We start from the raw sequence: 21,107 nt of genomic DNA on the forward strand, positions 1-21,107 counted from the left end.
TCGATCGATATGCCCCGGCGGCTTTGGCTGCTGCGATTCAGTGATGCGTCTGGGGCCAAGGGGGTGGTGATAATGGATTCAGACAGGCGGCGTCATCCACGATTGCCGATGCAGGTCGAGGTCGACCTCTTTCGGGCCGGCCGCCCGGCTCAGCGGGTCTGGACCAATGATCTCAGCGGTGGCGGGGTGATGATCTTGATGGATGACACCGACCGCCCCGCAGTTGGCAGCTGGGTCGAGCTGCAGGTGACCGGAACCCTGGGGGCAGGTGAAACGCCGCCCCTGGTCAGGGCGCAGGTGGTACGCCACCTGCCTGATGGTCTGGCGCTCTCGTTCGATGAGGACGACGACTCCATGGCCTGATCCGGCACTCGCTCAAGATCTCTTGCAGGCTGCCGTTGTTGTTGCTGGGACGACGATCTGTAGCCTGCTCCCGCTGTGTCGGGATGAGGCCGACAGGGGCGTGTCCGGACGGAGTCCACACGCCGATCAAGCGCGCGATCCCCTGAGGCCGTCTCGTTCGCGCGCGCATCGGGAGTCGATGTCATGCTTGCCGCCCGCACTACCACCCTGTTCGCTACCGAGCCCTTCCCCATGCGGCCTGCGCATCCGTTGGCGCCGACCGCGACCACCCCGGCCACCCCGCAAGTCGCCACCGCCTCGGCACCGACCGAGGACATCGTTGCCGAGGTCGCCACGCGTATCAATACCGATCAGGACTATCAGATCCTGCGCAAGTCCTTCGATCTCGAAAAGATCGCGACTCCTCTGGCCGACGGCCAGTCCGGGACGCTTGATACCCGCGCGACACGGATCAAGGAGCGGGTGATGAATGCCCAGGTCCGGCTCGCCCAGGAGCAGATCCATCGTCGTCTGGCCGAACTCGAACTCTCCTGGCAGAGCAGTAGCAGTCTGCGGCTCGAATTCGGTGGCAGTGATCTGCAGTCGCTCGAGTTTGCCCAGATGCAGAGTTTCAGCTTGAGTCTACAGACCGGTCCAGGCGGCGTGGCCGTACGTGATCCCCTGGTGCTCGACCTCTCCGGTGAGGGTCTCCAGACCACCGGGATCGAGGCCGGGGTGAGCTTTGATCTCGATGCCGACGGTCAAGCCGAACAGGTCAGTTTCGTCACCGGTGGAACCTGGGCGCTAGCGCTCGATCGTAACGGCAATGGTCAGATCGACGACGGTCGAGAGCTGTTCGGTGATCAGAACGGTGCTGCCCACGGCTTCGGCGAGCTGGCGCGTTATGATTCAAACGGAGATGGGCAGATCAATGCCGATGACCCGGTGTTCGGTGCCTTGCGACTGCTGCAGATCAGGCCCGACGGTACTCAGGTTCAGCGCACCCTGGCCGAGGCATCGATCCAGTCCCTGGAGACCGGCTATCAGCATACCCGCAAGGCGCTCAATGCCTATGATGTCGTCGCCCAGACCGGCCAGTTCGTGCGTGAAGACGGTTCGCGCGGTGAACTCGCTGATGTGCTGCTGGGCTATCGGGCCGAGGCGTGATCGCCGTGCTGCTCCCGTCATGAGACACATGACACCGCTGATGCGTAGCGATGCTGGACGCAGGTGCGATACTGCTAGACTATGTGCGATCACCGCCTTGTCGACTGTTCAGGTAGCACCCAATGTCCCAGACGCTCGAGGTCCTCTCACTGCTCGCCGAGATGGACATCACCAAGGATCTCCCCCAGACCGCGCGCGAGGAGCTGGCCGCACACTGTGGTTTTGGAGAGGTCCCGGCCAAGCAGCGCATCCGCCTGACCGAATCAGGGGGGCAGCGGCTGTTCCTGGTCGACGGTCACCTGGTGCGTCTGACCGACGGTTCGGGCGAACGCTTCCAGAGCTTTCGCGGCCTGAGTGATCCGATCGAGGTGTTCGATGGCGTGACGCGTGGTGAGTCGATGATCGTCACCGAGAGCCCCTGTCTGTTGCTCAAGGTGTCCTCGGCGGCGCTCGAGGCGGCGCAGCAATCGGGGCTGGAGGTCAGCGATATCGAACTCGATGCCACCGAGGGCGAGTTCCTCGCCGAACTCTACGGCTTGATCTCCGATAATCGACTCGAGCTGCCGGCGCGGCCAGAGGTGGCGTTCAAGATCCAGGAACTCACCAACGACCCCGACGCCGGGATCGTCGAATTGACCGAAGTGATCCAGAGCGACGGGACCATCGCCGGCGCTCTGCTGCATGCCACCAACAGCCCGCTGTTCCGCGCCACCAAGCAGATCCAGTCGGTACGAGACGCGGTGCTACGGCTGGGATTTCGCAACACCCGGATGCTGACCACCAACCTCGCATTGCGCCAGGCCTTCAAGGCGCGTCACGCGGTCACCCGCGAGGCGATGCAGCAGGTCTGGGCCGATGGCGTGCTGTGCTCGGCCTACAGCTACCTGCTGGCCGAGACGCTCGGGTTGCTGCATCGCGAACGAGCGCTGCTCGCCGGTCTGGTGGCCGGGATCGGCGCCGTGCCCATCATCCAGTTCATCGAGATGCGCGACCCCGACCCCAGTCCTGAACTCATCGCCTCTCTGGTCGACAAACTCAGTGGTATCACCGGCGTCCTGGTGATCAACTACTGGGGGTTGGGCGAGGACCTGGTCGCGGTGGCCGAGCACTCGTACGACTGGTCCTATGTCGCGCCCGAGCCCGATTATGCAAGCATCGCCATCGTTGCCCGCTGGGCGGCACTACAGAGCGAGGGCAGGGATCATCCGGAGGCGAGCCAGGTTCCGGCATTCGCCACCCTGGGGTTGACCCTGCCCGCGCCCGGTGAGCCAATCGGCGAGCTGGCCTCGAGCACCGAAACGCTGGAGTCGCTGAAGATGATGTTCGATGTCTGATCCACTCCGCAGACGCGTTCGTCCCGGGGCCGTCCCCGGCCGTGTTTGCGATCCCGAGCCGCGCTTGGTGGTTGTCTGGTGCTCGGGACGATACTGGAGGATTGGCGCGTGTCCGCGATGACCATCGAAGGCCTGGTAAAGAACACGGGGCGGCTGCTGGCCATCCCTCGCGTGGTTGGCGAGGTGATGAAGCTGCTCGACGACCCCGACAGCCCGCAGCGCGAGATCGCCTCGCGGCTGGAGCAGGACCCTGCGCTGGTGGCGATCCTGCTGCGATTGGCCAACAGCCCGGCATTCGCGCCGGCACGCACCGTCGACTCGGTCGAGCGCGCGCTGGCCCTGCTCGGACGTGAGCATGTGCGCAGACTGGTGATCGCCGGGGCGGTGACCCAGGCATCCGACCGCTTGCCGGTCCAGAACCTGTTGCCGCTCGAGGTCTTCTGGCACCACTCGGCCTATTGCGCGGTGATCGCACGCCTGCTTGCCGAGGAGCGCTCGCGGGCCCTGGCCGGTACCGTATTCCTCGGTGGCTTGCTGCATGATCTCGGTCAGCTGGTGCTGTTCTCCGAGGTGCCCGAGGAGGCGCACCGCGCCTTTCTCAGCAGCCTCGACGCCCCCAACGAGATCTCGCCACAGGCGGCCGAGCAGGTCGAACTCGGCTTTGATCACGCCGAACTCGGTGGCGCCCTGGCCGAGCGCTGGGGGTTGCCCGAGTCGCTGTGCGCCTGTTTGCGTTATCATCATGCCCCGCTGGAGGCGCCCGCCGAGCACTTCGAGGCGGTCGCCATCGTCCATCTCGCCAACACCGGGGCCCATCTCGCCGAACTCGACTCGCGTGACTGGAACGATGCGCCGCCGATCGTTCCCGAAGTCTGGGAACGTGTGAGGGTGACCCCGGAGCAGTTGCTTGCCAGCCTCGATGCCGCGCAGTACCAGGTCTGTGCAGTCGAGGCATTGCGCGATCCCGGCTGAGCCTCGCGCTGCTCATGCGTCGACCTCAGGGTGTTGCGGCGACATTGAGTCCGGTGGGTGCCAGCAGCCGGTCCTCGAAGTTGGTCAGCACGCTGAACTCCACCCGGCGCGAGGCGATCGGGTCCTCGTGTCCGGTAGCGTCGAGCACCAGTCGTGACGAGGACAGCCCCACCGCGGCCACCCGGTACCTGAACCACTGCTCGTAACGCAACGCTTCGAGTCCATAGGCGAAGCGCAGCACTGCGCGGGTGCGTTTCTGACTGAGTTCCATGTTGGCGAAATAGGCCTCGAGCGGGCTGCTTCCCGGCGCCCACTCGCTGGAGGTGTGGCCCTCGATGCGGATCTCGCGGATCACCGTGCTGAACGGGCGCAGGCGCGCGACATAGCGTGGCAGGAAGTCGCTGAGGATGGCCTCGAACTCGGGCTTGATCCGCGACGAGCTGCGATCGAAGAGCACGTCTGGCTCGCGAAAGCGCAGCGTCAGTGTGTCGCGCTCGAGTTCGGCGTTCCACCGTGGCAGATCATCGACGAACTCGTCTTCCAGCGCGTGATAGATCGCCTGGCGCAGTTCGGCCGCGGAGGTGCGCACCTCGGTCTCGACCTCGTGGGCGCGCTCGATCTGCACCATGTGGAGCAGGGCGAGGAAGAGGAAGATCATCATCAGCGAGGCCATCAGGTCGGAGACCACCAGCCAGTGGCTGTCGCCCTCGTGATGCGGGTGGTGTCCGGGGCGGCGTTGCGAGAGTGTGCTCATGCCCCGGCTCCCGCGGTCAGCGCGGCGCCGCGCGTGGGGGTGCTCTGGGCGATGCGTCGCTGTGCCTCGAGCGCCGAGAGCACCGCGTTCTCGATGTTCTCGAGCATCGCCTTGAGCCGGGTGTCCATCGCCGGGAAGGCCTCCTTGGCGCGGTCACGCAGCTCGGCGATGCCGCCCAGCAGGGATTCGAGTTCCATGGTCTCGCGTCTCAGTCCGGCCATGGTCGTCTCCTGGTCCTCGACATGACGCGAGATCTGCATTGCCTGGCGGGTGAGCGCCTCGATCGCGGTCTGTGACTGACCGACGGCGCCGACGGCGTGGTCGAGCTGATCGCCGAGCGCCTGCATGTGCTGGCGATACTGCTCCTGCCACTGCAGCAGCTTGCCGACCGAGTCGTCGAGCCGGCGGAAGTTCTCGCCGAACTGCACCCCGAGCTTGTCGTTGAAGTCGCGGATCGCGCCCTCGAGGGCCTCGATCAGCTGGCGTGAGCCCATCTCGCCGAGCCGACGGGCGAAGTCGTCGAGCTGGCCGAGCAGCCGCGCGTGATGTGCCTCCAGGGTCTGGGACAGATCGTGATCGAAGTGCTCCAGGCGCCGTTCGAGCGCCTGGGTGGCGGCGAGCTGGGCGCGGGCGGTCTCGGCCTGGTGTTCGCCGAGCGCCACCAATCGCTCGAGGGCGTCGAGTTCCGGACGCTCGACCTTGGTCGCGGCGCCCGACTGCATCTGCGCCGACGCGGTCTCGGTGCCGAGCAGCAGCACCAGGCGCAGGATGGCGCCGAGCAGGATGCCGATGATACTGGTGACGAAAGCGAGCTTGAGTCCGTCGAGCAGCACCGGGATGCTGTACTCGATGTTGCGCACGTCGAATTCCAGCAGCCCGATGGCGATGCCGAGGAAGGTGCCGAGGATTCCCAGCGTGGTCAGCAGGGTGGGCGCACCACGATAGAACTCCTCGCCGCGACCACGACCGATCGCCGCCAGCGCCGCGCCGAAGAGTGCGAGCAGCAGCAGGGTGAAGGCGCCGATCACCGCCATCGCGTTGAGCTGGTGAAGGGCCGAGAGTACGCCGAGTGCGATTGATTCGAGCATGGTTGAGCGTCCGCCGGTTATCGGGTTCGGGGCCGTTCGGCCCTGGTCTGAAACCTGATAAGCAGGAAACGCGCCACCTCCTTGTTATCGTGTGGATGGATGGCGTGAGGGCAGCGTGCGTCAATAAGATGACGATCGCCGCCGACGCTCGGAAAGAAGGCGTCGCGATGACGACGCCCGAGTTCAGTCGCCGGGCAGTTCGAGGGTGGCGCTGTCGTGCTCGAAGACCGCCTCGGCGGTCTCCAGGCGCATCACCACGATGCTGATGCGGCGATTGATCGGCGCACCCGGATCTTCGAGATCGGCCGGGGCGCTCGAACCCAATCCAACGATGCGTCCGACCTGCTCCTCGGCCATCCCGCCGGCGATCAGCGCGCGCCGGGCGGCGTTGGCGCGATCGGTCGACAGCTCCCAGTTGGTGTAATCCGGGTTGGTATAGGGGTGCGCGTCGGTGTGCCCGGAGATCGCGGTGGGGTTGGGGACCGTCTCGATCATGGTGCCGATCTCTTCGAGAATGGCGGCGGCGTGGGGTAGCAGTCGGGCACTGCCGAGGTCGAACATCGGTCGATGCTCGCGATCGATGATCTGAATGCGCAGCCCCTCGGGAACGACATCGATCAGCAGTTGCTCCTTGTAGGGGGCGAGTGCGGCGCTGTCGTCGAGCGCCGCCTGCAGGCTGAGGCGCAGGCTTTCGAGTCGTGCGCTGTCGAGGCGTTGGGCCAGTGCTGCGAGCTGGGACGGACTCAACCCCTCGGGCGAGGGCGCAAAACCACCCTCGAAGTCGATGGTCGAGGGAGCGTTGCCGCTGCCCTCACCGGTCGGGACGGTGAGCACCGGGCTGCCGGCCTCGAACAGTGCCGGCTCCTGGAAATAGCCCGCGATCGCTGCGCGTTGCTTATCATCGGTGGCGTTGAGAATCCACAGGAGCAGGAAGAAGGCCATCATCGCGGTGGCGAAGTCGGCATAGGCGATCTTCCAGGCGCCGCCGTGATGGGCGCTCTTGCGGATCACCTTGCGGACGATCACTGGCTGTTTCTTCGGTTCGAGCGACATCGTGGTTACCTCGCCCGTCCGCCGTGCAGGTGGCGCTCGAGTTGGCCGAAGCTCGGGCGCAGAGGAATGTGCATCGTCTTGCGACCGAACTCGACGGCGATCTGTGGCCCGTAACCCTGGACGTTGGCGAGGATGCAGGCCTTGATGCAGGTGAGAAACTGCAGCTCCTCCTCGGCGCGATGCTCCATCGCGGTGGCGATCGGTCCGATGAGGCCGTAGGCGATCAGCACCCCGAGGAAGGTCCCGACCAGCGCTGCGGCGACCAGGGCGCCGATCTCGTCGAGCGCGCCGCCGAGCGCACCCATGGTCTTCACGATGCCGAGCACCGCGGCGACGATGCCGAAGGCGGGCAGGGCATCGGCGCTGCGCTGCACCGCGTGCGCCGCGGCGGTGCGCGACTCGTGATGGGCATTGAGTTCGACATCCATCAGCGCGTCGAGCTCGAAGGGGTTCATGCCGCCGCTGACCACCAGGCGCATGTAGTCGGAGATGAACTCGAGCGCGTGCGGGTGCTGCAGCAGCCGGGGATGGGCGCGGAACAGCGCGCTGTTGCGTGGTTCTTCGATATCGGCCTCGACCCCCATCAGTCCATCCTTGCGGATCTTGACGAAGAGCTTGAACATCAGCGCCAGCAGATCGAGATAGTCGGCGCGGGTATAGCGCGGTCCATGCAGGAGCTGTGGCAGAGCGATCAGGGTCTCGCGGATAATCGTGCCGGGGTTGGCGATGACGAAGGCGCCGAGTGCGGCGCCGCCGATGATGACGATCTCGTAGGGTTGCCAGATTGCCAGCAGGTTGCCGCCATGGGCGGCAAAACCGCCGAGCACGGCGCCGAAGGTGATCAGTGCGCCGAGCAGTAGTTTCATCGCATGCTCCCTGAGTTGCCCGGGGACCCGCTGATGTGCAAGCCGAGGGGGGCCGGTCCAGTACGTCGCTTGTCGCCGGCTGCGCCTTTTGCGAATAATGCCGTCGAGCGATCCGATGGAGGGGAGAGGCCGCGATGGAGCAGGACTGGATAGGCCAATTGACCGCGCTGACCGAGCCCGGGCGACTGCCGGTGCTGGCGCGTTCCCGCGCACGGCTCAGGAGGTTGCTCGAGGGGCCAGAGACTTCGCGACAGCGCGTGGCCGCGGTGCTGCTCGATGATCCGGCGCTGGCGCTGCAGGCACTGTATCGGGCCAACGCCGTGCCGCACCGTCATTTCCGCGCCGAGGTCGCCACTCTCGAGGATGCGGTGCACATGCTCGGAGAGAGCGGTCTGACATGTCTCCTCGACGAGGTCGTCGAGGCCGAGCGCCAGCTCGAGGGGAATCGGCTGCGCGCCTATCGCCATGCCATGGCGCGTGGTGTGCTGGCCGGTGCGCTGGCTGCCGACTGGGCGAGCTGTGGGCGTGACATGTTTCCGGCCGAGGTGGCCGCGGCCGCGCTCTTGCATACCCTTGGCGAGTTCGTCCTGCTCGCGGTGGGTGATCGGCGGATCAGGCGATATCTGCAGCTCGTCTATCTCCATCATGTTTTGCCGCATGAGGCCGATTATGTCGCGCTCAGCGACAGTCTGGGAACCCTGGGTTACCGGCTGGCCTGTCGCTGGGCATTGCCCGAGATGGTGCGCGAATCGATGCGTCCGCACAATGCCGCGCACAGCCGTCTGCTGGGAGCGATGCTCGCCAACCAGATGGCGCGCGATGCCTGCTCGGGATGGCGCCATCCGTTGCTCGGGCGAGACCTGTGGCTGGCGAGCGAGCTGCTCGAACTCTCTCCCGACGCCCTGACCCTAAGGGTCAATCGGGTGCTGGCGTTGATGCGCGAGCGTCATCCCGTACTTGCCGAGACGGCGCTGACACCGCTGCCGACGCCGGCGCGTGCCCCCTCGGTCTGGGATCTGCGGGTACCTTATCAGGCCCCTTTCTGTCTGGCTCCGCGTGGTGATGAGCTGGCGCGCTGCCGGTGCCGGCTCGAGCGTGAGCAGGGAGGGAGCGATGAACGGTTGCTGACGACCCTGCTGTATGGACTGCATCGCGGGCTCGGGCTCAATCGGGTGGCCTTCTTCACCTGCGCCCCCGGTGACCGCACCCTGAGCCCGCAGCTGTTCGTCGGTTCGGAGTTCGAGCCCGGGTTCAATCAGGGCGGTTGGCGGCATCGGGCGCGGGCGTTGCTCGACGAATTGCTCGAGGCGCCTGGCGTGGTGCGGGTCGGGGACGGCGGTACGATCGCGCTACCCGATGAGCTGGCCGAGCGACTCGGCGTCGATGCTTTCCTGGCGATGCCGCTGTGGCGAGGCGGTGCCGTGCTCGGTCTGGTCTACGCCGATCGACGCAGTGTCTGCTGTCATCTCGACGCCGGGGTCGAGACACAGTTTGCGGCGCTGGTGCTGTGGACCTCGGAACTCCTGTCTCGCGCCTCGGGCGAGATCAGTTGAGTTCGTCGGGTTCGCGGGCGTCCCAGGTCGCCTTGATCTCGAGGATGCGTTCGAGCGATGCATTGAACAAGGTGATCAGCTCTGGCTCGAAGTGGTGTCCCGCCTCGGTGTTGATGGTCTCGACCACGCGCTCGACCGGCCAGGGCTCCTTGTAGGGGCGGCGCATGCTCAGGGCGTCGAAGACGTCGGCGATGGCGACGATGCGCGCCGACTGGGGGATCTCGGTGCCGGCGAGTCCTTCGGGGTAGCCGCTGCCGTCCCAGCGCTCGTGGTGATAGAGCGCGATTTCGGCGGCGAGCTTGAAGACCCGCGCCTCGCTGCGCGCGAGGATGTCGTGCCCGATCCGGGCATGGGTCTTCATCATCGCCCACTCGGCGGCGTCGAGCTTGGCCGGTTTCTGCAGGATGGCGTCGGGGATGCCCATCTTACCGGTGTCGTGCATCGGTGCGGCGAGCTTCATCAGTGCCACCGACTCCTCCGACCAGCCGACGGCCTCGGCGAGCAGCGCCGAGTAGTCGGCCATGCGCCAGATATGGACGCCGGTATCGTTGTCGCGAAAGTGCCCGGCGCGCGCCAGCATGTCGATGGCGTCGCGCTGACTGCGTTCGAGGTCGGTGGCACGGACCAATGAGAGATGGGTGCGAACCCGGGCCCTGAGCACCAGCGGTGAGATCGGTTTGGTGATGAAGTCGACCCCACCGGCCTCGAAGGCCTCGTTTTCGTCGATCTCGTCGGAGCGCGAGGTGATGAACAGCACCGGGATCTGACTGCCACCCGCGCTGGCCTTGAGTCGGCGACAGACCTCGTAGCCGTCCATGTCCGGCATCTGCACGTCGAGCAACAGCATCACCGGTGTGTGCTTGGCGACCGCCGCCAGCGCCTCCTGGCCGTTGCGAGCGAATACCAGGTTGTAGTCCTCACCGAGGATCTGTTCGATCAGCGCGAGGTTGCTCGGCTCGTCGTCGACCACCAGAAGCTTGCCGTGTTGCATTGCAGATCACCCATCTAGCGTCGTGTTCAGTGTCTCGATCAGGCGCCGGGTTGCCGTCTCCGCGGCGCGGAAGTCAAAGGCCTCGAGTCGTTCGCGAATCGGGGCGAGCAGGCTGGGGTCGATGCAAGGCTCGAGGCTGTCGAGCAGTGGGCGAACCATCGCCGGGTCGTCTCGATCGAGTGCCTCAAGGAGTTGCTGTACCAAGCTATCGGTTTCGCCTTCCGAGTGTGCCGCTCGTGCTCTCGTCGTCGAGGCGGGTGGATGGTGCTCGACGTGCTCGGTGATCGCGTGCAGGCTAGCCGTCATGGTGCGTGTCAGCTGATCGATCGCCGATCTCGTCTGCTCGGCCGTGCCCGACTGCACTGCCGCTTCCAGCGCCGTGGCCGCTTGCTGCAACGCCTTCAACCCGAGGTTGGCGGCCGCTCCCTTGAGCTTGTGAGTGAGCGTTGCGATCGTGTCGCGCTGACCCGACGCGTCGAGCCGGTGGAGCTTGCTTCCGGTATTGGCGTACTCGTCGCCGAAACGACGCAGGTTGGTCGCGTAGACGGTCGCGTTGCGCCAGCGCGTCATCGCCTCGGCGCTGTCGAGCACGGGAAGGCTGCTCTCTGTGTCATGGTGTGAGGGCGCCGGCGGTGCGATTCCTTGGCCGTTCGTCGGCGTTTGACCGAGGTGGCTGCGGATGGTCGCGATCATCTGGTCGACATCGAAGGGTTTGGGCAGGAAGTCATCCATCCCGGCGGCGAGTGCGGCCTCGCGCTGAGGCTGGAAGGCGCCAGCGGTCAGGGCGATCACCGGCAGTTGCGGGAGAGCGAGCCGCTCGCGGATCTCGCGGGTCGCCATGTAGCCGTCCATCACCGGCATCTGGATGTCCATCAGCACCAGGTCGACGCCCTGCGGATGCTGCTCGACCCAGTCGACCGCCTCGCGCCCGTTGGCGGCCTCACGGACTTCGGCGCCCTCGCCCTCGAGGATGGTACGGGCGACCTCGCGATTGATCTCGCTGTCGTCGACCACCAGCAGTCGAACCTCCTGAAGACGAGGCCCCTGGTGTTGGGCGGTCGTGGCGGGTGATCCGGCTGACGGACGCTTCGTCGGTTGCTCGATCTGCTGCATGGCATTGTAGAGGGCCGAGGGGGTGACCGGCTTGTGGATGAGCACGTCGATCTCTGTCGAGAGTTCGTGGTCGCGGCCATAGGCGGTGGCCATGATCACATGGGGCATCTGCTCGGGAGGGAGTCTGTCGCGCGCCATCCTGATCGTCTCGATACCATCCATTCCCGGCATCCGCCAGTCGATCAACAGCACATCGAAGGGAGAGGATCCCGGTTGGCGCTTGAGCAGGAGCGACAGTGCCTCCTCGCCCGAGCTGGCCGTTTTCGAGTCCCAGCCGAGGGTTCTGGCGCAGGCCTTGAGGGTGGCGCGCGCGGCCTCGTTGTCGTCGACGACCAGCACGTTGCAGCGTGGCAGCGGGGGGCGTTGCGACATGGTCGGTGCCGCGGTGTAGGGCAGGGTGAACCAGAACTCGCTCCCTTGGCCGACCTGACTGGTCGCGCCGAGTGTTCCGCCCATCGCCTCGACCAGGCGTCGGCAGATGGCCAGTCCCAGGCCGCTGCCGCCGAAGCGTCGGGTGGTCGAGGTGTCGGCTTGGGTGAAGGCCTGGAAAATTGCCTGTAGCTTGTCCGGAGCGATGCCGATTCCGGTGTCCTTGACGCTGAAATGCAGTCTGGGGTGATCGGACTCGGAGTTGTCACGAACGACTCGCACCACCACCTGGCCCTGCTCGGTGAACTTGAGCGCGTTGGAGACCAGGTTGGTGAGTACCTGCTGCAGCCGCAAGGCGTCGCCATAGAGGGTATCGACCCCTTTCGGTGGGACGCCGACGATCAGCTCGACCTGATGATTGCCGCTCTCCGGTGCCATGATGGTGGCGATGTTCTCGAGGATCTCGCCGAGGCTGAACGGGACATGTTCGACCTCGAGCCGTCCGGCCTCGATCTTGGAGAAGTCGAGGATGTCGTTGACCAGCGCGAGCAGTGCGCGGCTGGCGCTGTGGATCTTGACCACCAGTCGCCGCTGCTCATCGTCGAGTGCGGTCTGGTCGAGCAGATAGGTCAGGCCGAGCACGGCGTTGATCGGGGTGCGGATCTCGTGGCTCATGTTGGCGAGAAATCCGCTCTTGGCCTCAGTTGCCGCCTCGGCCTGGCGCACCGCTTCGCGCAGCCGTTCGTTGAGGGTGAGCAGTTCGTGGGTGCGCTTGCCGACTTTGAGTTCGAGCTGGCGGTTGGCGTCGATCAGAGCCTGCTCGGCCTTGTATTTGTCGGTCACGTCGCGATTGATGCCAACCATCTGCAGTGGATGCCCCTGCTGGTCGCGTTCGATCAACGCCGCCGAATGAATGTGACGGATCTCGCCGCTGATGTGCTGGATGCGGAAGCTGAGTTCGCCGACCTGCTCGCCGAGCAACTGGTGTCGCAGTCGTTCCTCGACATAGCTGCGGTCGAGTGGGTGGATCCGTGACAGCCAGGCGGTGTAGTCGAGTGCCGGGTCGGCGTCATGAGCGTGCTCGAGTCCATAGATGGCACACATCCGCTGGTCCCAGGTCAGCCGGTTGTCGTTGAGCTGCCACTCCCAGATGCCGATGCCGGCGGCGTCGAGCGCCAGGCGCATGCGCGAGAGGGTGGTACGCAGCTGGGTCTCCAGGCGGTGGTAGTCGCTGAGGTCGCGGACGATATAGGACAGCCCGATGATCCCGTCGTTACCGTTGCGGACCGGTGAAATGGTCGCGGCCAGCTCGATGAGGCGACCGTCGCGATGTCGATGCTGGATGCCGAATCGGCGCAGGGTCTGGCCGCCACGCACCTGGGCAAGCCCCGCCTTCCATGCCTCGACATTCCCCTTGGTATCGAGTACCGGCAGTGGCTGGCCGATCATCTCATCGGCGCGATAGCCGAACAGTCGCTCCGCTGCCGGATTCCAGCTGACGACCCGGTCGTCGAGCCCCTGGCCGATGATGGCATCGTCGGTCGACTCGATGATCGCGGCGAGTCGGCCGCGCGACTCGGCCGTCTGCAACCGCTTGCGGGTATTGTCGAGATAGATCCACAGCAACCCCGAGATCAACGCGGAGAACAGCGTGATCAGGCCGGCGACATGCTGAGGGTCGCGCAGGTTGAGGTTGTTGACGAAAGGCGGCAGCGCCTTGATCTCGATCTGCCAGCGCCGGGCATAGACCGCAATGGTGTGACGGGCGATGAGGTCGTCGATGACCGGCGTGTCGCTGCCGGGCGAGCTGTAGAAGTGCTCGGGCGGGTCGTCGATGTCCGAGAGGGTGAGGCTGAATTCGCCGCCACGAAAGTCGAAGTCCGCGAGCACCTCATCGATCACCAGAGGCGTATAGGCCCAGCCGACGGCTGCAGCCGGGTTGCCGTTGCCCGAGGGTGGTGGATAGATCGCCAGCAACAGCAGGAAGGAGCGCAGATGTTTGCCGCTGGCCTGCACCAGGGTGATTGGCGCGGTGAGGGTCGGTTGACCGCTGCGCATGGCGTTGATGGCCGCCTGGCGTCGGTTGGACTCCGAGGCGATGTCGAGTCCGACGGCCTCGCGGTTGTGCTCGAGCGGCTCGATGATGTGGATCACGAAGCGTTCGCCGTCGTGCGCATCGAACTGTCTGATATCGAACTCGGGGCGTGCGTCGCGCCGGATGCGAGCGATGAAGGCCGCGACCTGCTCGGGAGCCACTCGGCTGATATAGCCATAGCCGCGTGAGCCGGGGAACTCGCGTTGGTGCTCGCGTGAGGCCATGTAGCGGCGGAATTCAGCGAGCCTGACCCGATCACCGCCGGCGCTGATGATCGCGCCGCGGGCGCCGCGCAGGCCGTATTCGTAGATCTGCATGCGATCCCTGAACTGGTCGACGACCCGCTCGACCAGAAAGGCGAAGCGCTCGCCCTTGGTGGTCTCGTTCTCGTTGGCCAGTTGGGTATGGACCACGGCGGCGAGCGCCAACCCCGCCGCGAGCAGTAGCAGCGGAAGATAAAGGGGAATCGTGGCGGCGAGCCGATGGAGTCTGAAGGTCACCATCGCGGTCAGGCGGACAGGGTGTGGCGATCAGGATTTCGCTCGGAGAGAACTGATCGCGCCGGCCGTCCGAGGCGTACCAGCCTTGGCGTGGGCGCGGTGTGGTCGGGGGGCGTGGCTGCTCGGGTCGACGTCATCGGTTCCTCCACGAGTGCGCCTCCTGGGCTATTCGTCCAGGTCCTTGTCGTTGCTGTTATCGAGTGCGGCCTCGGCGCCTGTCACCTGCGTAGACGGTTGCTGACGGGCGGACCCGGGCGCGTATCCCCCGCGGTTGGGGGATGGTCGTGCCCGGGGTGGCGATCGTGCGTCCGGACCGCCGTTGGATGGTGGCGACGCTTGGGGGGGGTTCAACCGCCGCCGGCCGGATCGCCAGGGTTGGTGAGACGCAGCCGATGGATGGCGCTCCATCCGCTGGAGCCGATCGCGGCCGATGAGGGGAACTCAGCCGACGGTACGATTGTGCCGATCGCGAAAGGCCAGGGCATCTGCGATGGCGGCGATCACCGGTAGCTGTGCGCCGTGGCGTTCGGCCTCGCGCAGCGGGCGGCGATACATGTATTCGAGTTCCAGTGGACGCTTGTCGAGGTAGTCCAACCGCATGCTCGGGGCATAGGGTCGCATGCGCTCGGTGAAGCGCATCAGTCGCTCGGGGAAGTCTGGTGCGAAGGGGTGGCCGCAGGCCTCGGCGCCGCGCGCGACCTCGGTCATCAGCCGCGCGGCGAGACGGCGCGCGTCGGGGTCGGCGATGATGCGGTCGGTATCGGCGTCGAGCAGCACCGAGAGACCGTTGAAGGGGATGTTCCAGGCGAGCTTGCGCCAACGTGCCTGGTGCAGATCGGGCAGGGACTCGACCTCGACGCCGGCGGCGGAGAAGGCCCGCATCAGTGGCTCGATGCAGGCGCGATCGCCCTCGTCGAAGGGGGCGAAGCTCACGGTGCCGTAGTCGAGGTGGACGATGTGTCCGGGGCCGACCTTGTTCGAACACAGATAGCACATCCCGGCGACCACCCGCGCCTCGGGGAAGGCGGCGGCCAGCTCGTCTTCCATGGTCAGGCCGTTCTGCAGATTGAGGATGATGGTGCCGGGACGGACCAGGGGGCGCAGCAGCGTCGGCAGACGGTGGTTCTGGATGGTCTTGAGGGCGACGCAGACCACGTCGCTCGGCGGGATGGGATCGCTGTCGCGATAGACCTCAACCGGGTCGAGATGGAGGTCGCCGAGGGGGGAATCGACGCGCAGCCCGTCGCGGGCGATGGTCGCGGCGTCGCTGCGTGCGATGAAGCGCACGGTGGCGCCGGCTGCCTGTAGCCGCGCCCCGTAGAAGCCGCCGAGGGCGCCGGTGCCGAGGATGGTGAAGCTGAGATCGGTCGATGCTGTCATGTCTTGCCGATGGCGCATGCGAGGATGCGCTGGAGGTTGGATTGCAAGGCTTCAGTATACGTCCTCGGGGATTGGTCGCCGCAGGCCGTGGTGCTGGCTGGTCTCTCAGCCCGATGCCGATCGATCGAGTGAAACGCGACCCGGATCGCGTCGGCCGGCGCTCGTCTGGGTTACCCTGAACCCAGGACGAAAGCGATGGTGTCTGGCTCCGCTGAGTCGCCGGTGGCGATGTCGGCGCGAGACCATCCCAATCCGGTGTATGCGACAGGCGACGGACTCTCCTCGTACGCGCATCGATCAAGCAGTGGAGTCCGATCGTGACCTATTTCTACCAATCCTTCGGTCTGGTCCCCGCCTGGGCCTTCGCCTCCGGGTGGATGCTCGGCATGTGCTCGCCGGCGGCCTATCGCTGGGTGCCGAGCGCGCTGGGGCTGGGACATGTCGCGCCGGCGCGGGTGAGTGCAGCGCCGGTCCCGGAGACCATCGCGCCACACCATCCGGTCAGCGCGCGCACGGTCTCGCGCCCGAGTCGCCCGCGGCGGGCGAGTCGGGTCGAGGAGACGCCGGCCGAGGTCTGCTGAGCGCGACCTGGCCGCCCGATGGGCATCTCCCATGCCGAGCGCGCCTGACCGTCAAGGTCGGGCGCTGAGCCGTCCGTGCACCGGGGTCAGCAGACCTTGATCTCCAGCTGCTCGCCGGAGTCGGGGTCGGCCAGGTGCACGGCACAGGCGATGCAGGGATCGAACGAGTGGATGGTGCGCAGGATCTCCACTGGCTGCCTGGGGTCGGCCAGCTGGTGGTTGTGCTCTAGCGCCGCCTCGTAGGCGCCGGGCTGCTCCTCGGCGTCGCGGGGGCCGGCGTTCCAGGTCGAAGGCACCACCGCCTGATAGTTCTCGATGCGGCCGTCGCGGATCACGATCCAGTGGCCGAGCGCGCCGCGTGGGGCCTCCATGTAACCGGCGCCGCGGGCCTCGCGCGGCCAGGTCTCGGGGTCCCAGGTGCGGGCATCGAAGGTACGGGTGTCGCCGGCGCGGATGTTGTCGATCAGGCCGCGATACCAGTCGTCCATGGCGTCGACCAGGAGGCGGGTCTCGAGCGCGCGCGCGGCGGTGCGCCCGAGCGTCGAGTAGAGCGCGGTGATCGGCAGCTCGAGCTGGCGCAGCGCCTGACCGACGAGTTCGCGGGTCTGTTCGTGACCACGGGCGTAGAGAAGCAGCACCCGCGCCAGCGGGCCGACCTCGACCGCGTGGCCCTTCCAGCGCGGCGATTTTATCCACGAATAGCCGTCGGCGACGTCGAGCTGGGTGTAGGGCGGTCGCACCCCGCCGCGCCCGTCGTAGTCGAGCCGGGTCTCGCCGGCATAGGGGTGCAGGCCGCGCTCCTTGCCCTCGGGGTAGTCGTACCAAGAATGGGCAATGAACTCCTGGATCTGCCCGGGATCGTCGAGATCGATCTCGTGGACGGTGTCGAGGTCACGCCCGAGGATTACCCCGCGCGGGAACAGGAAGCCCTCTGGGCTCAGCGTCTCGCCGCTGGGCAGGTCGCCGTAGCAGAGGAAGTTGCCGAGCCCCTCGCCGCGCTCGGCCCAGTCCTTGTAGAAGCCGGCGATGGCCAAGGTGTCGGGGAGATAGACCTGCTCGACGAAGGAGCGCATGCGCGCGATGATCGCGGCCACCTCGGCCAGGCGGCTGGCATCGAGCGCCGAGTCGGAGTCGAGGTCGATGGGGCAGGGCACGCCGCCGACGACGAAGTTCGGATGCGGGTTCTTGCCGCCGAAGATGGCGTGTAGCCGTGAGGCGTCGCGCTGCCAGGCGAGCGCCTCGAGATAGTGCGCCACCGCCATCAGGTTGGCCTCCGGCGGCAGCCGGTAGGCCGGGTGTCCCCAGTAGCCGTTGGCGAAGATGCCGAGCTGGCCGGATTCGACGAAGCCGCGCAGCCGCTTGCGCACCTCGCTGAAGTAACCCGGCGAGGACTTCGGCCAGGGGCTGATCGTCTGGGCCAGGGTCGAGGTCGCCGCCGGGTCGGCCTCGAGCGCCGAGACCACGTCCACCCAGTCGAGGGCGTGGAGGTGGTAGAAGTGCATCACGTGGTCGTGGATGTACTGCGCGCCGATCATCAGGTTGCGGATGCGCTGGGCGTTGAGCGGTGGGGTGATGCCGAGCGCGTCCTCGACCGCGCGCACCGAGGCGATGCCGTGGACCAGGGTGCAGACGCCGCAGATGCGCTGGGCGAAGGCCCAGGCCTCGCGCGGGTCGCGACCGCGCAGGATGGTCTCGATGCCGCGCACCGAGGTGCCCGAGCTGTAGGCACGGGCGATGCGGTCACCGGACAGCTCGGCCTCGATGCGCAGATGCCCCTCGATGCGGGTGATGGGGTCGACGACGACACGTTGACTCATGGAACTGGCTCTCCTGCTGCTGGCCGGCTCTCCCGGCCTGGCTCATGCGCGGGTTGGCTCAGGCCGGCTGGCCGGACTCGGTGCCCGGTTCGGGCTCGGCGGCCGGTCGCTCGACCAGGTGCTCGGCGATCATCTCGGTCAGCCCGACCACCGGGATATCCATGTTGAACTCCTCGAGCCCTTCTTCGAGCTGGGTGCGGCAGGTGGCGCACATGGTCACCATGCGATCCGGTTCGACCGCCTCGATCTGCGCCTTCTTGCGCTTGAAGGCGGCGAGCTTCAGCGGCTCGGCGCGCTCGTTGGAGCTGACCCCGCCGCCGGCCCCGCAGCACCATTGGAAGCGCCCGTGCTCGTCGAGGTCGACGAAGTGCTCCGCCACCAGGTCCATCAGCGCGCGCTGCTCGCCGATCACCCCGCTCTTGCGCGCGAGGTTGCAGGGATCGTGCATCGACAGCCGGTCTGCCTCCTTGCCCTCGGTATGCAACCGTCCGTCGCGGCGCAACTCGTCGAGCACCTCGATGATGTGGAAGACGCGGAAGGGATAAGGGCGCCCGATCAGGTTCGGTCCTTCCCAGCGGATCGCGGTGAAGGCGTGGCCGCACTCGGGGCTGATCACCCGGCTCACCCCGAGCGCCGAGGCTGCGGCCACCACGCGCTCGACCAGCTCGGCGGCGATGTCCTTGCTGCCGATCTGGATCCCGGCGTTGGTGGCCTCGAAACACTGGGTGGAGAGCGTCCAGCGCACCCCGGCATGATCGAAGATACGGGTGATCGCCTCGAGGTACTCGGGAAAGTTGATGATCTCCATCGACGAGAGCATCACCAGGTATTCGGCCCCGGCGCGATCGACCGGCACCGTCAGCCCGGTGCTGCGCTCGACGTGCTTGATCTGCACCGCCAGCGTCTTCCACTGCAGCCCCATCGGGCTGCCGGTGCGGATCGCCCGCACCGAGGCGGCAACCAGTCCCTCCGGGGCATGCCCGGACTGCACCATGCCCTCGCGGGTCTTGCGGATCATGTAGACGAGATCGTTGCCCACCGGGCAGACCATGGAACAGCGCCCGCACAGGCTGCAGCTGTCGTAGACCAGCGGCTCCCACTCGGCGAGCATGGCATCGCTGACCTCTTGCCCCAGTCCCAGCCAGCGCTTGATCCGTCCCCACAGGGTGAACTCCGCCTCCCACACCAGCCGCAGTGGTTCGAGCTTGAGGATCGGGGTGTAGCGCGGGTCGCCGGTCTCCAGATAGAAGGGGCAAGACTGGGCGCAGAGCCCGCAGCGCACGCAGCTCGAGAAGAAGGCCGCCACCGGGGCGTCGATCTCGGCGCGCAGCGCCGCCAGTCCACGTTCGAGAGAGAGTTCGCTCATGACCGCACCCCCTTGCGGCCGAAGGCCGCGCCGTTGTACCAGCGCGCGAAGATGGTGGTGAAGATATGGGTGAGCTTGGTGAAGGGCAGACAGATCAGCAGCAGCTCGGCGCTGAGGATGTGCATGCCGAGCGCCAGCGGATAGGGCTCGACCAGCCGGTGATAGGCGAGATAGCCGGTCAGCACCACGGCGAAGGTCAGTGCCCACACCAGATAGTCCTGGGGGATGCTGATCCGGCGCTTGACCGGGTGCAGCAGGCGGTGGAGCAGTGCGGCGACCAGCCCGGCCAGGGTGATGCCGGTGAGCAGGTCGATCACCGGGTTGGGCAGGGTCGGCCAGGAGACACCGAAGACCCCGGCGACCAGCTCCACATGCGGCACGAACAGCAGCAGCACGATGATGAAGCCGAGGTGCCAGATCCAGCCGACCAGCACGTCGAAGGGTGCGCGCCTGAAGGTGCCGGGGTCGGGGATGGTGCGGGTGAAGACGGTGCGCAGCCCCGGCAGCCACTCGCCGGCGCGCGCCTCGGCATGGTTGGTGGCGCGCCCGAGCAGCAGGATCTCGAACAGCCGCGCCAGCATCCCCACGGCGAAGATGCCGAGTGCGATCTGGAACATCGGCCCCTTGGTCCACAGCAGGAATTCCATCGCGCCGTTCATAGCCTCTTCTCCAGCGCTTCGACGGTGACCGGTTCGCGCTGCTGTTGCTCGTCGCGGGTGAGGCGCCTGGCGGCCAGCGCGGCGCCGGCGCCGAGCGCGGCCCCGGCGGCGCCGGCACCGAGCAGCGCCTCGGCGTTCACCCGTGGCGGTACCGAGACGGCCTGGTAGAAGCCGCCGGCGTCCCAGAAGGCCGGCTCCGAGCAACCCAGGCAGGGATGGCCGGCCTCGATCGGCCAGCTGGTGGCGCCGTTCCAGCGCTGGGTGGCGCAGGCGTTGTAGGTGGTCGGACCCTTGCAGCCGAGCCGGTAGAGACACCAGCCCTGGCGCGCGCCCTCGTCGTCGAAGGACTCGGCGAACAGGCCCTGGTCGTAGAAGGGACGACGATAGCAGCGGTCGTGGATCGACTCGCCGAAGAAGGCCAGCGGCCGCCGGTAGGCGTCGAGCTCGGGCAGCCGGCCGAAGGTCAGGTAATGCGCCAGCACCCCGGTGATCGCCATCGGGATCGGCGGACAGCCGGAGATGTTGACGATCGGCTTGTCGTCGACCAGTTCCATCACCGCGCGCGCACCGGTGGGGTTGGGCGCGGCGCGTGGCAGTCCGCCGAAGGCCGCGCAGGTGCCCACGGCGATCACCGCCGCGGCGTGCTCCACGGTTTCCATCAGGATCGCGTGATTGCTGTGCCCGGCGACGGTGGAATAGCCGGGGTTGGCCTCGGGGCCGGGGATCGAGCCGTCGACCACCACCAGATAGGCCCCGGCGTTGTCGCGCATCGCCTGCAGCCGCGCGGCCTCGGCCGCCTCGCCCGAGGCCGCCTGCAGGGTGTGGTGGTAATCGAGCGAGATCGCCTCGAAGATCAGCCCCTCGAGGGTCGGGGCGTGGCTGCGGGTGAGCGACTCGGTGCAGCCGGTGCACTCCTGGAACGAGAGCCAGATCACCGAGGGACGGCGCGCTGCCTCCAGCGCCTCGGCGATCCTCGGGATCAGGCTCGGCGGCAGCGCCATCAGCGAGGCGGTGGCGGCGCAGAACTTGAGAAAACCACGCCGCGAGACCCCTTGGGCACGCAGCTGCTCGGCGAGTGTCTGGGAGGCGGCCATGATCCCTCCTCGT

17 protein-coding genes are annotated in these 21,107 nt (G+C 66.8%); 6 read left to right on the top strand and 11 right to left on the bottom strand.

Features of this window, described 5'->3' with window-relative positions; all coding sequences use genetic code 11:
- Positions 1-72: 72 nt before the first annotated feature.
- The 4 genes from MARPU_RS06315 (at position 73) to MARPU_RS06330 (ending at position 3,815) form a co-directional block, all read left to right on the top strand.
- Positions 73-363: a PilZ domain-containing protein gene (locus tag MARPU_RS06315; RefSeq protein ID WP_025275154.1), complete on the top strand. Its 291-nt coding sequence runs from the start codon at positions 73-75 to the stop codon at positions 361-363.
- Positions 364-546: 183 nt separating this feature from the next.
- Positions 547-1,509, top strand: a complete 963-nt coding sequence (locus tag MARPU_RS06320) for a transcription initiation factor TFIID subunit 7 family protein (protein WP_005220959.1) — start codon at positions 547-549, stop codon at positions 1,507-1,509.
- A gap of 122 nt (positions 1,510-1,631) precedes the next feature.
- Positions 1,632-2,843: an HDOD domain-containing protein gene (locus MARPU_RS06325; protein ID WP_005220960.1), complete on the top strand. Its 1,212-nt coding sequence runs from the start codon at positions 1,632-1,634 to the stop codon at positions 2,841-2,843.
- A gap of 117 nt (positions 2,844-2,960) precedes the next feature.
- Positions 2,961-3,815 (top strand): HDOD domain-containing protein, encoded by an 855-nt coding sequence (locus tag MARPU_RS06330; RefSeq protein ID WP_043762498.1) that lies wholly within the window; start codon positions 2,961-2,963, stop codon positions 3,813-3,815.
- 25 nt (positions 3,816-3,840) lie between these two features.
- Here the strand turns inward: MARPU_RS06330 and MARPU_RS06335 are convergent, their stop codons facing one another.
- The 4 genes from MARPU_RS06335 to motA form a co-directional block, all read right to left on the bottom strand.
- Positions 3,841-4,569, bottom strand: a complete 729-nt coding sequence (locus MARPU_RS06335) for an OmpA/MotB family protein (RefSeq protein ID WP_005220962.1) — start codon at positions 4,567-4,569, stop codon at positions 3,841-3,843.
- The gene (locus MARPU_RS06340; protein ID WP_005220963.1) at positions 4,566-5,657 is read right to left on the bottom strand and encodes a hypothetical protein; all 1,092 of its coding nucleotides are present in this window, start codon (positions 5,655-5,657) and stop codon (positions 4,566-4,568) included. Before MARPU_RS06340 ends, MARPU_RS06335 begins: the two co-directional genes overlap by 4 nt.
- Positions 5,658-5,840: 183 nt before the next feature.
- Positions 5,841-6,710, bottom strand: a complete 870-nt coding sequence (gene motB, locus MARPU_RS06345) for a flagellar motor protein MotB (RefSeq protein WP_005220964.1) — start codon at positions 6,708-6,710, stop codon at positions 5,841-5,843.
- Positions 6,711-6,715: 5 nt separating this feature from the next.
- The gene (gene motA / locus MARPU_RS06350) at positions 6,716-7,576 is read right to left on the bottom strand and encodes a flagellar motor stator protein MotA (RefSeq protein WP_005220965.1); all 861 of its coding nucleotides are present in this window, start codon (positions 7,574-7,576) and stop codon (positions 6,716-6,718) included.
- A gap of 158 nt (positions 7,577-7,734) precedes the next feature.
- Between motA and MARPU_RS06355 the strand changes: the two genes are divergently transcribed.
- Positions 7,735-9,129 (top strand): HDOD domain-containing protein, encoded by a 1,395-nt coding sequence (locus MARPU_RS06355; RefSeq protein ID WP_025275156.1) that lies wholly within the window; start codon positions 7,735-7,737, stop codon positions 9,127-9,129.
- Here the strand turns inward: MARPU_RS06355 and MARPU_RS06360 are convergent.
- The 3 genes from MARPU_RS06360 to MARPU_RS06370 all read right to left on the bottom strand — a co-directional run bounded on the left by MARPU_RS06360 (position 9,122) and on the right by MARPU_RS06370 (position 15,577).
- Positions 9,122-10,120: a response regulator gene (locus MARPU_RS06360; protein ID WP_005220973.1), complete on the bottom strand. Its 999-nt coding sequence runs from the start codon at positions 10,118-10,120 to the stop codon at positions 9,122-9,124. The genes MARPU_RS06355 and MARPU_RS06360 overlap by 8 nt on opposite strands.
- A gap of 6 nt (positions 10,121-10,126) precedes the next feature.
- Positions 10,127-14,197 carry a response regulator gene (locus MARPU_RS16580; RefSeq protein ID WP_198015499.1) on the bottom strand — a complete coding sequence of 1,357 codons (4,071 nt, stop codon included), beginning with the start codon at positions 14,195-14,197 and terminating at the stop codon, positions 10,127-10,129.
- A gap of 441 nt (positions 14,198-14,638) precedes the next feature.
- Positions 14,639-15,577, bottom strand: coding sequence for a putative 2-dehydropantoate 2-reductase (locus MARPU_RS06370; protein ID WP_005220976.1), 939 nt, complete (start codon positions 15,575-15,577; stop codon positions 14,639-14,641).
- Between the two features lie 317 nt (positions 15,578-15,894).
- Between MARPU_RS06370 and MARPU_RS06375 the strand changes: the two genes are divergently transcribed.
- Positions 15,895-16,158, top strand: coding sequence for a hypothetical protein (locus MARPU_RS06375; RefSeq protein WP_005220978.1), 264 nt, complete (start codon positions 15,895-15,897; stop codon positions 16,156-16,158).
- A gap of 86 nt (positions 16,159-16,244) precedes the next feature.
- On the opposite strand, the gene MARPU_RS06380 is transcribed toward MARPU_RS06375, so the two are convergent.
- From MARPU_RS06380 to MARPU_RS06395, 4 genes are read right to left on the bottom strand one after another with little or no spacing between them, the layout of a single operon-like run.
- Positions 16,245-17,975, bottom strand: coding sequence for a nickel-dependent hydrogenase large subunit (locus MARPU_RS06380; RefSeq protein WP_005220981.1), 1,731 nt, complete (start codon positions 17,973-17,975; stop codon positions 16,245-16,247).
- A gap of 58 nt (positions 17,976-18,033) precedes the next feature.
- Positions 18,034-19,341 carry a (Fe-S)-binding protein gene (locus tag MARPU_RS06385; RefSeq protein WP_005220982.1) on the bottom strand — a complete coding sequence of 436 codons (1,308 nt, stop codon included), beginning with the start codon at positions 19,339-19,341 and terminating at the stop codon, positions 18,034-18,036.
- Positions 19,338-20,000: a hypothetical protein gene (locus tag MARPU_RS06390; protein WP_005220983.1), complete on the bottom strand. Its 663-nt coding sequence runs from the start codon at positions 19,998-20,000 to the stop codon at positions 19,338-19,340. Before MARPU_RS06390 ends, MARPU_RS06385 begins: the two co-directional genes overlap by 4 nt.
- Positions 19,997-21,094: a hydrogenase small subunit gene (locus MARPU_RS06395; protein ID WP_005220984.1), complete on the bottom strand. Its 1,098-nt coding sequence runs from the start codon at positions 21,092-21,094 to the stop codon at positions 19,997-19,999. Before MARPU_RS06395 ends, MARPU_RS06390 begins: the two co-directional genes overlap by 4 nt.
- Positions 21,095-21,107: the final 13 nt, after the last annotated feature.

The organism is Marichromatium purpuratum 984, from assembly GCF_000224005.2.
GTDB classification, from domain to species: domain Bacteria; phylum Pseudomonadota; class Gammaproteobacteria; order Chromatiales; family Chromatiaceae; genus Marichromatium; species Marichromatium purpuratum.

Excerpts from the sequence above, each read along its gene's own strand:
- MARPU_RS06390 (WP_005220983.1), bottom strand. The coding sequence starts at position 20,000 with ATGAACGGCGCGATGGAATTCCTGCTGTGGACCAAGGGGCCGATGTTC.
- MARPU_RS06360 (WP_005220973.1), bottom strand. The coding sequence starts at position 10,120 with ATGCAACACGGCAAGCTTCTGGTGGTCGACGACGAGCCGAGCAACCTC.
- MARPU_RS06395 (WP_005220984.1), bottom strand. The coding sequence starts at position 21,094 with ATGGCCGCCTCCCAGACACTCGCCGAGCAGCTGCGTGCCCAAGGGGTC.
- MARPU_RS06330 (WP_043762498.1), top strand. The coding sequence starts at position 2,961 with ATGACCATCGAAGGCCTGGTAAAGAACACGGGGCGGCTGCTGGCCATC.
- MARPU_RS06335 (WP_005220962.1), bottom strand. The coding sequence starts at position 4,569 with ATGAGCACACTCTCGCAACGCCGCCCCGGACACCACCCGCATCACGAG.
- MARPU_RS06340 (WP_005220963.1), bottom strand. The coding sequence starts at position 5,657 with ATGCTCGAATCAATCGCACTCGGCGTACTCTCGGCCCTTCACCAGCTC.
- MARPU_RS06325 (WP_005220960.1), top strand. The coding sequence starts at position 1,632 with ATGTCCCAGACGCTCGAGGTCCTCTCACTGCTCGCCGAGATGGACATC.
- MARPU_RS06320 (WP_005220959.1), top strand. The coding sequence starts at position 547 with ATGCTTGCCGCCCGCACTACCACCCTGTTCGCTACCGAGCCCTTCCCC.
- motB (WP_005220964.1), bottom strand. The coding sequence starts at position 6,710 with ATGTCGCTCGAACCGAAGAAACAGCCAGTGATCGTCCGCAAGGTGATC.
- MARPU_RS06380 (WP_005220981.1), bottom strand. The coding sequence starts at position 17,975 with ATGAGTCAACGTGTCGTCGTCGACCCCATCACCCGCATCGAGGGGCAT.
- MARPU_RS06385 (WP_005220982.1), bottom strand. The coding sequence starts at position 19,341 with ATGAGCGAACTCTCTCTCGAACGTGGACTGGCGGCGCTGCGCGCCGAG.
- MARPU_RS06315 (WP_025275154.1), top strand. The coding sequence starts at position 73 with ATGGATTCAGACAGGCGGCGTCATCCACGATTGCCGATGCAGGTCGAG.
- MARPU_RS06370 (WP_005220976.1), bottom strand. The coding sequence starts at position 15,577 with ATGACAGCATCGACCGATCTCAGCTTCACCATCCTCGGCACCGGCGCC.
- motA (WP_005220965.1), bottom strand. The coding sequence starts at position 7,576 with ATGAAACTACTGCTCGGCGCACTGATCACCTTCGGCGCCGTGCTCGGC.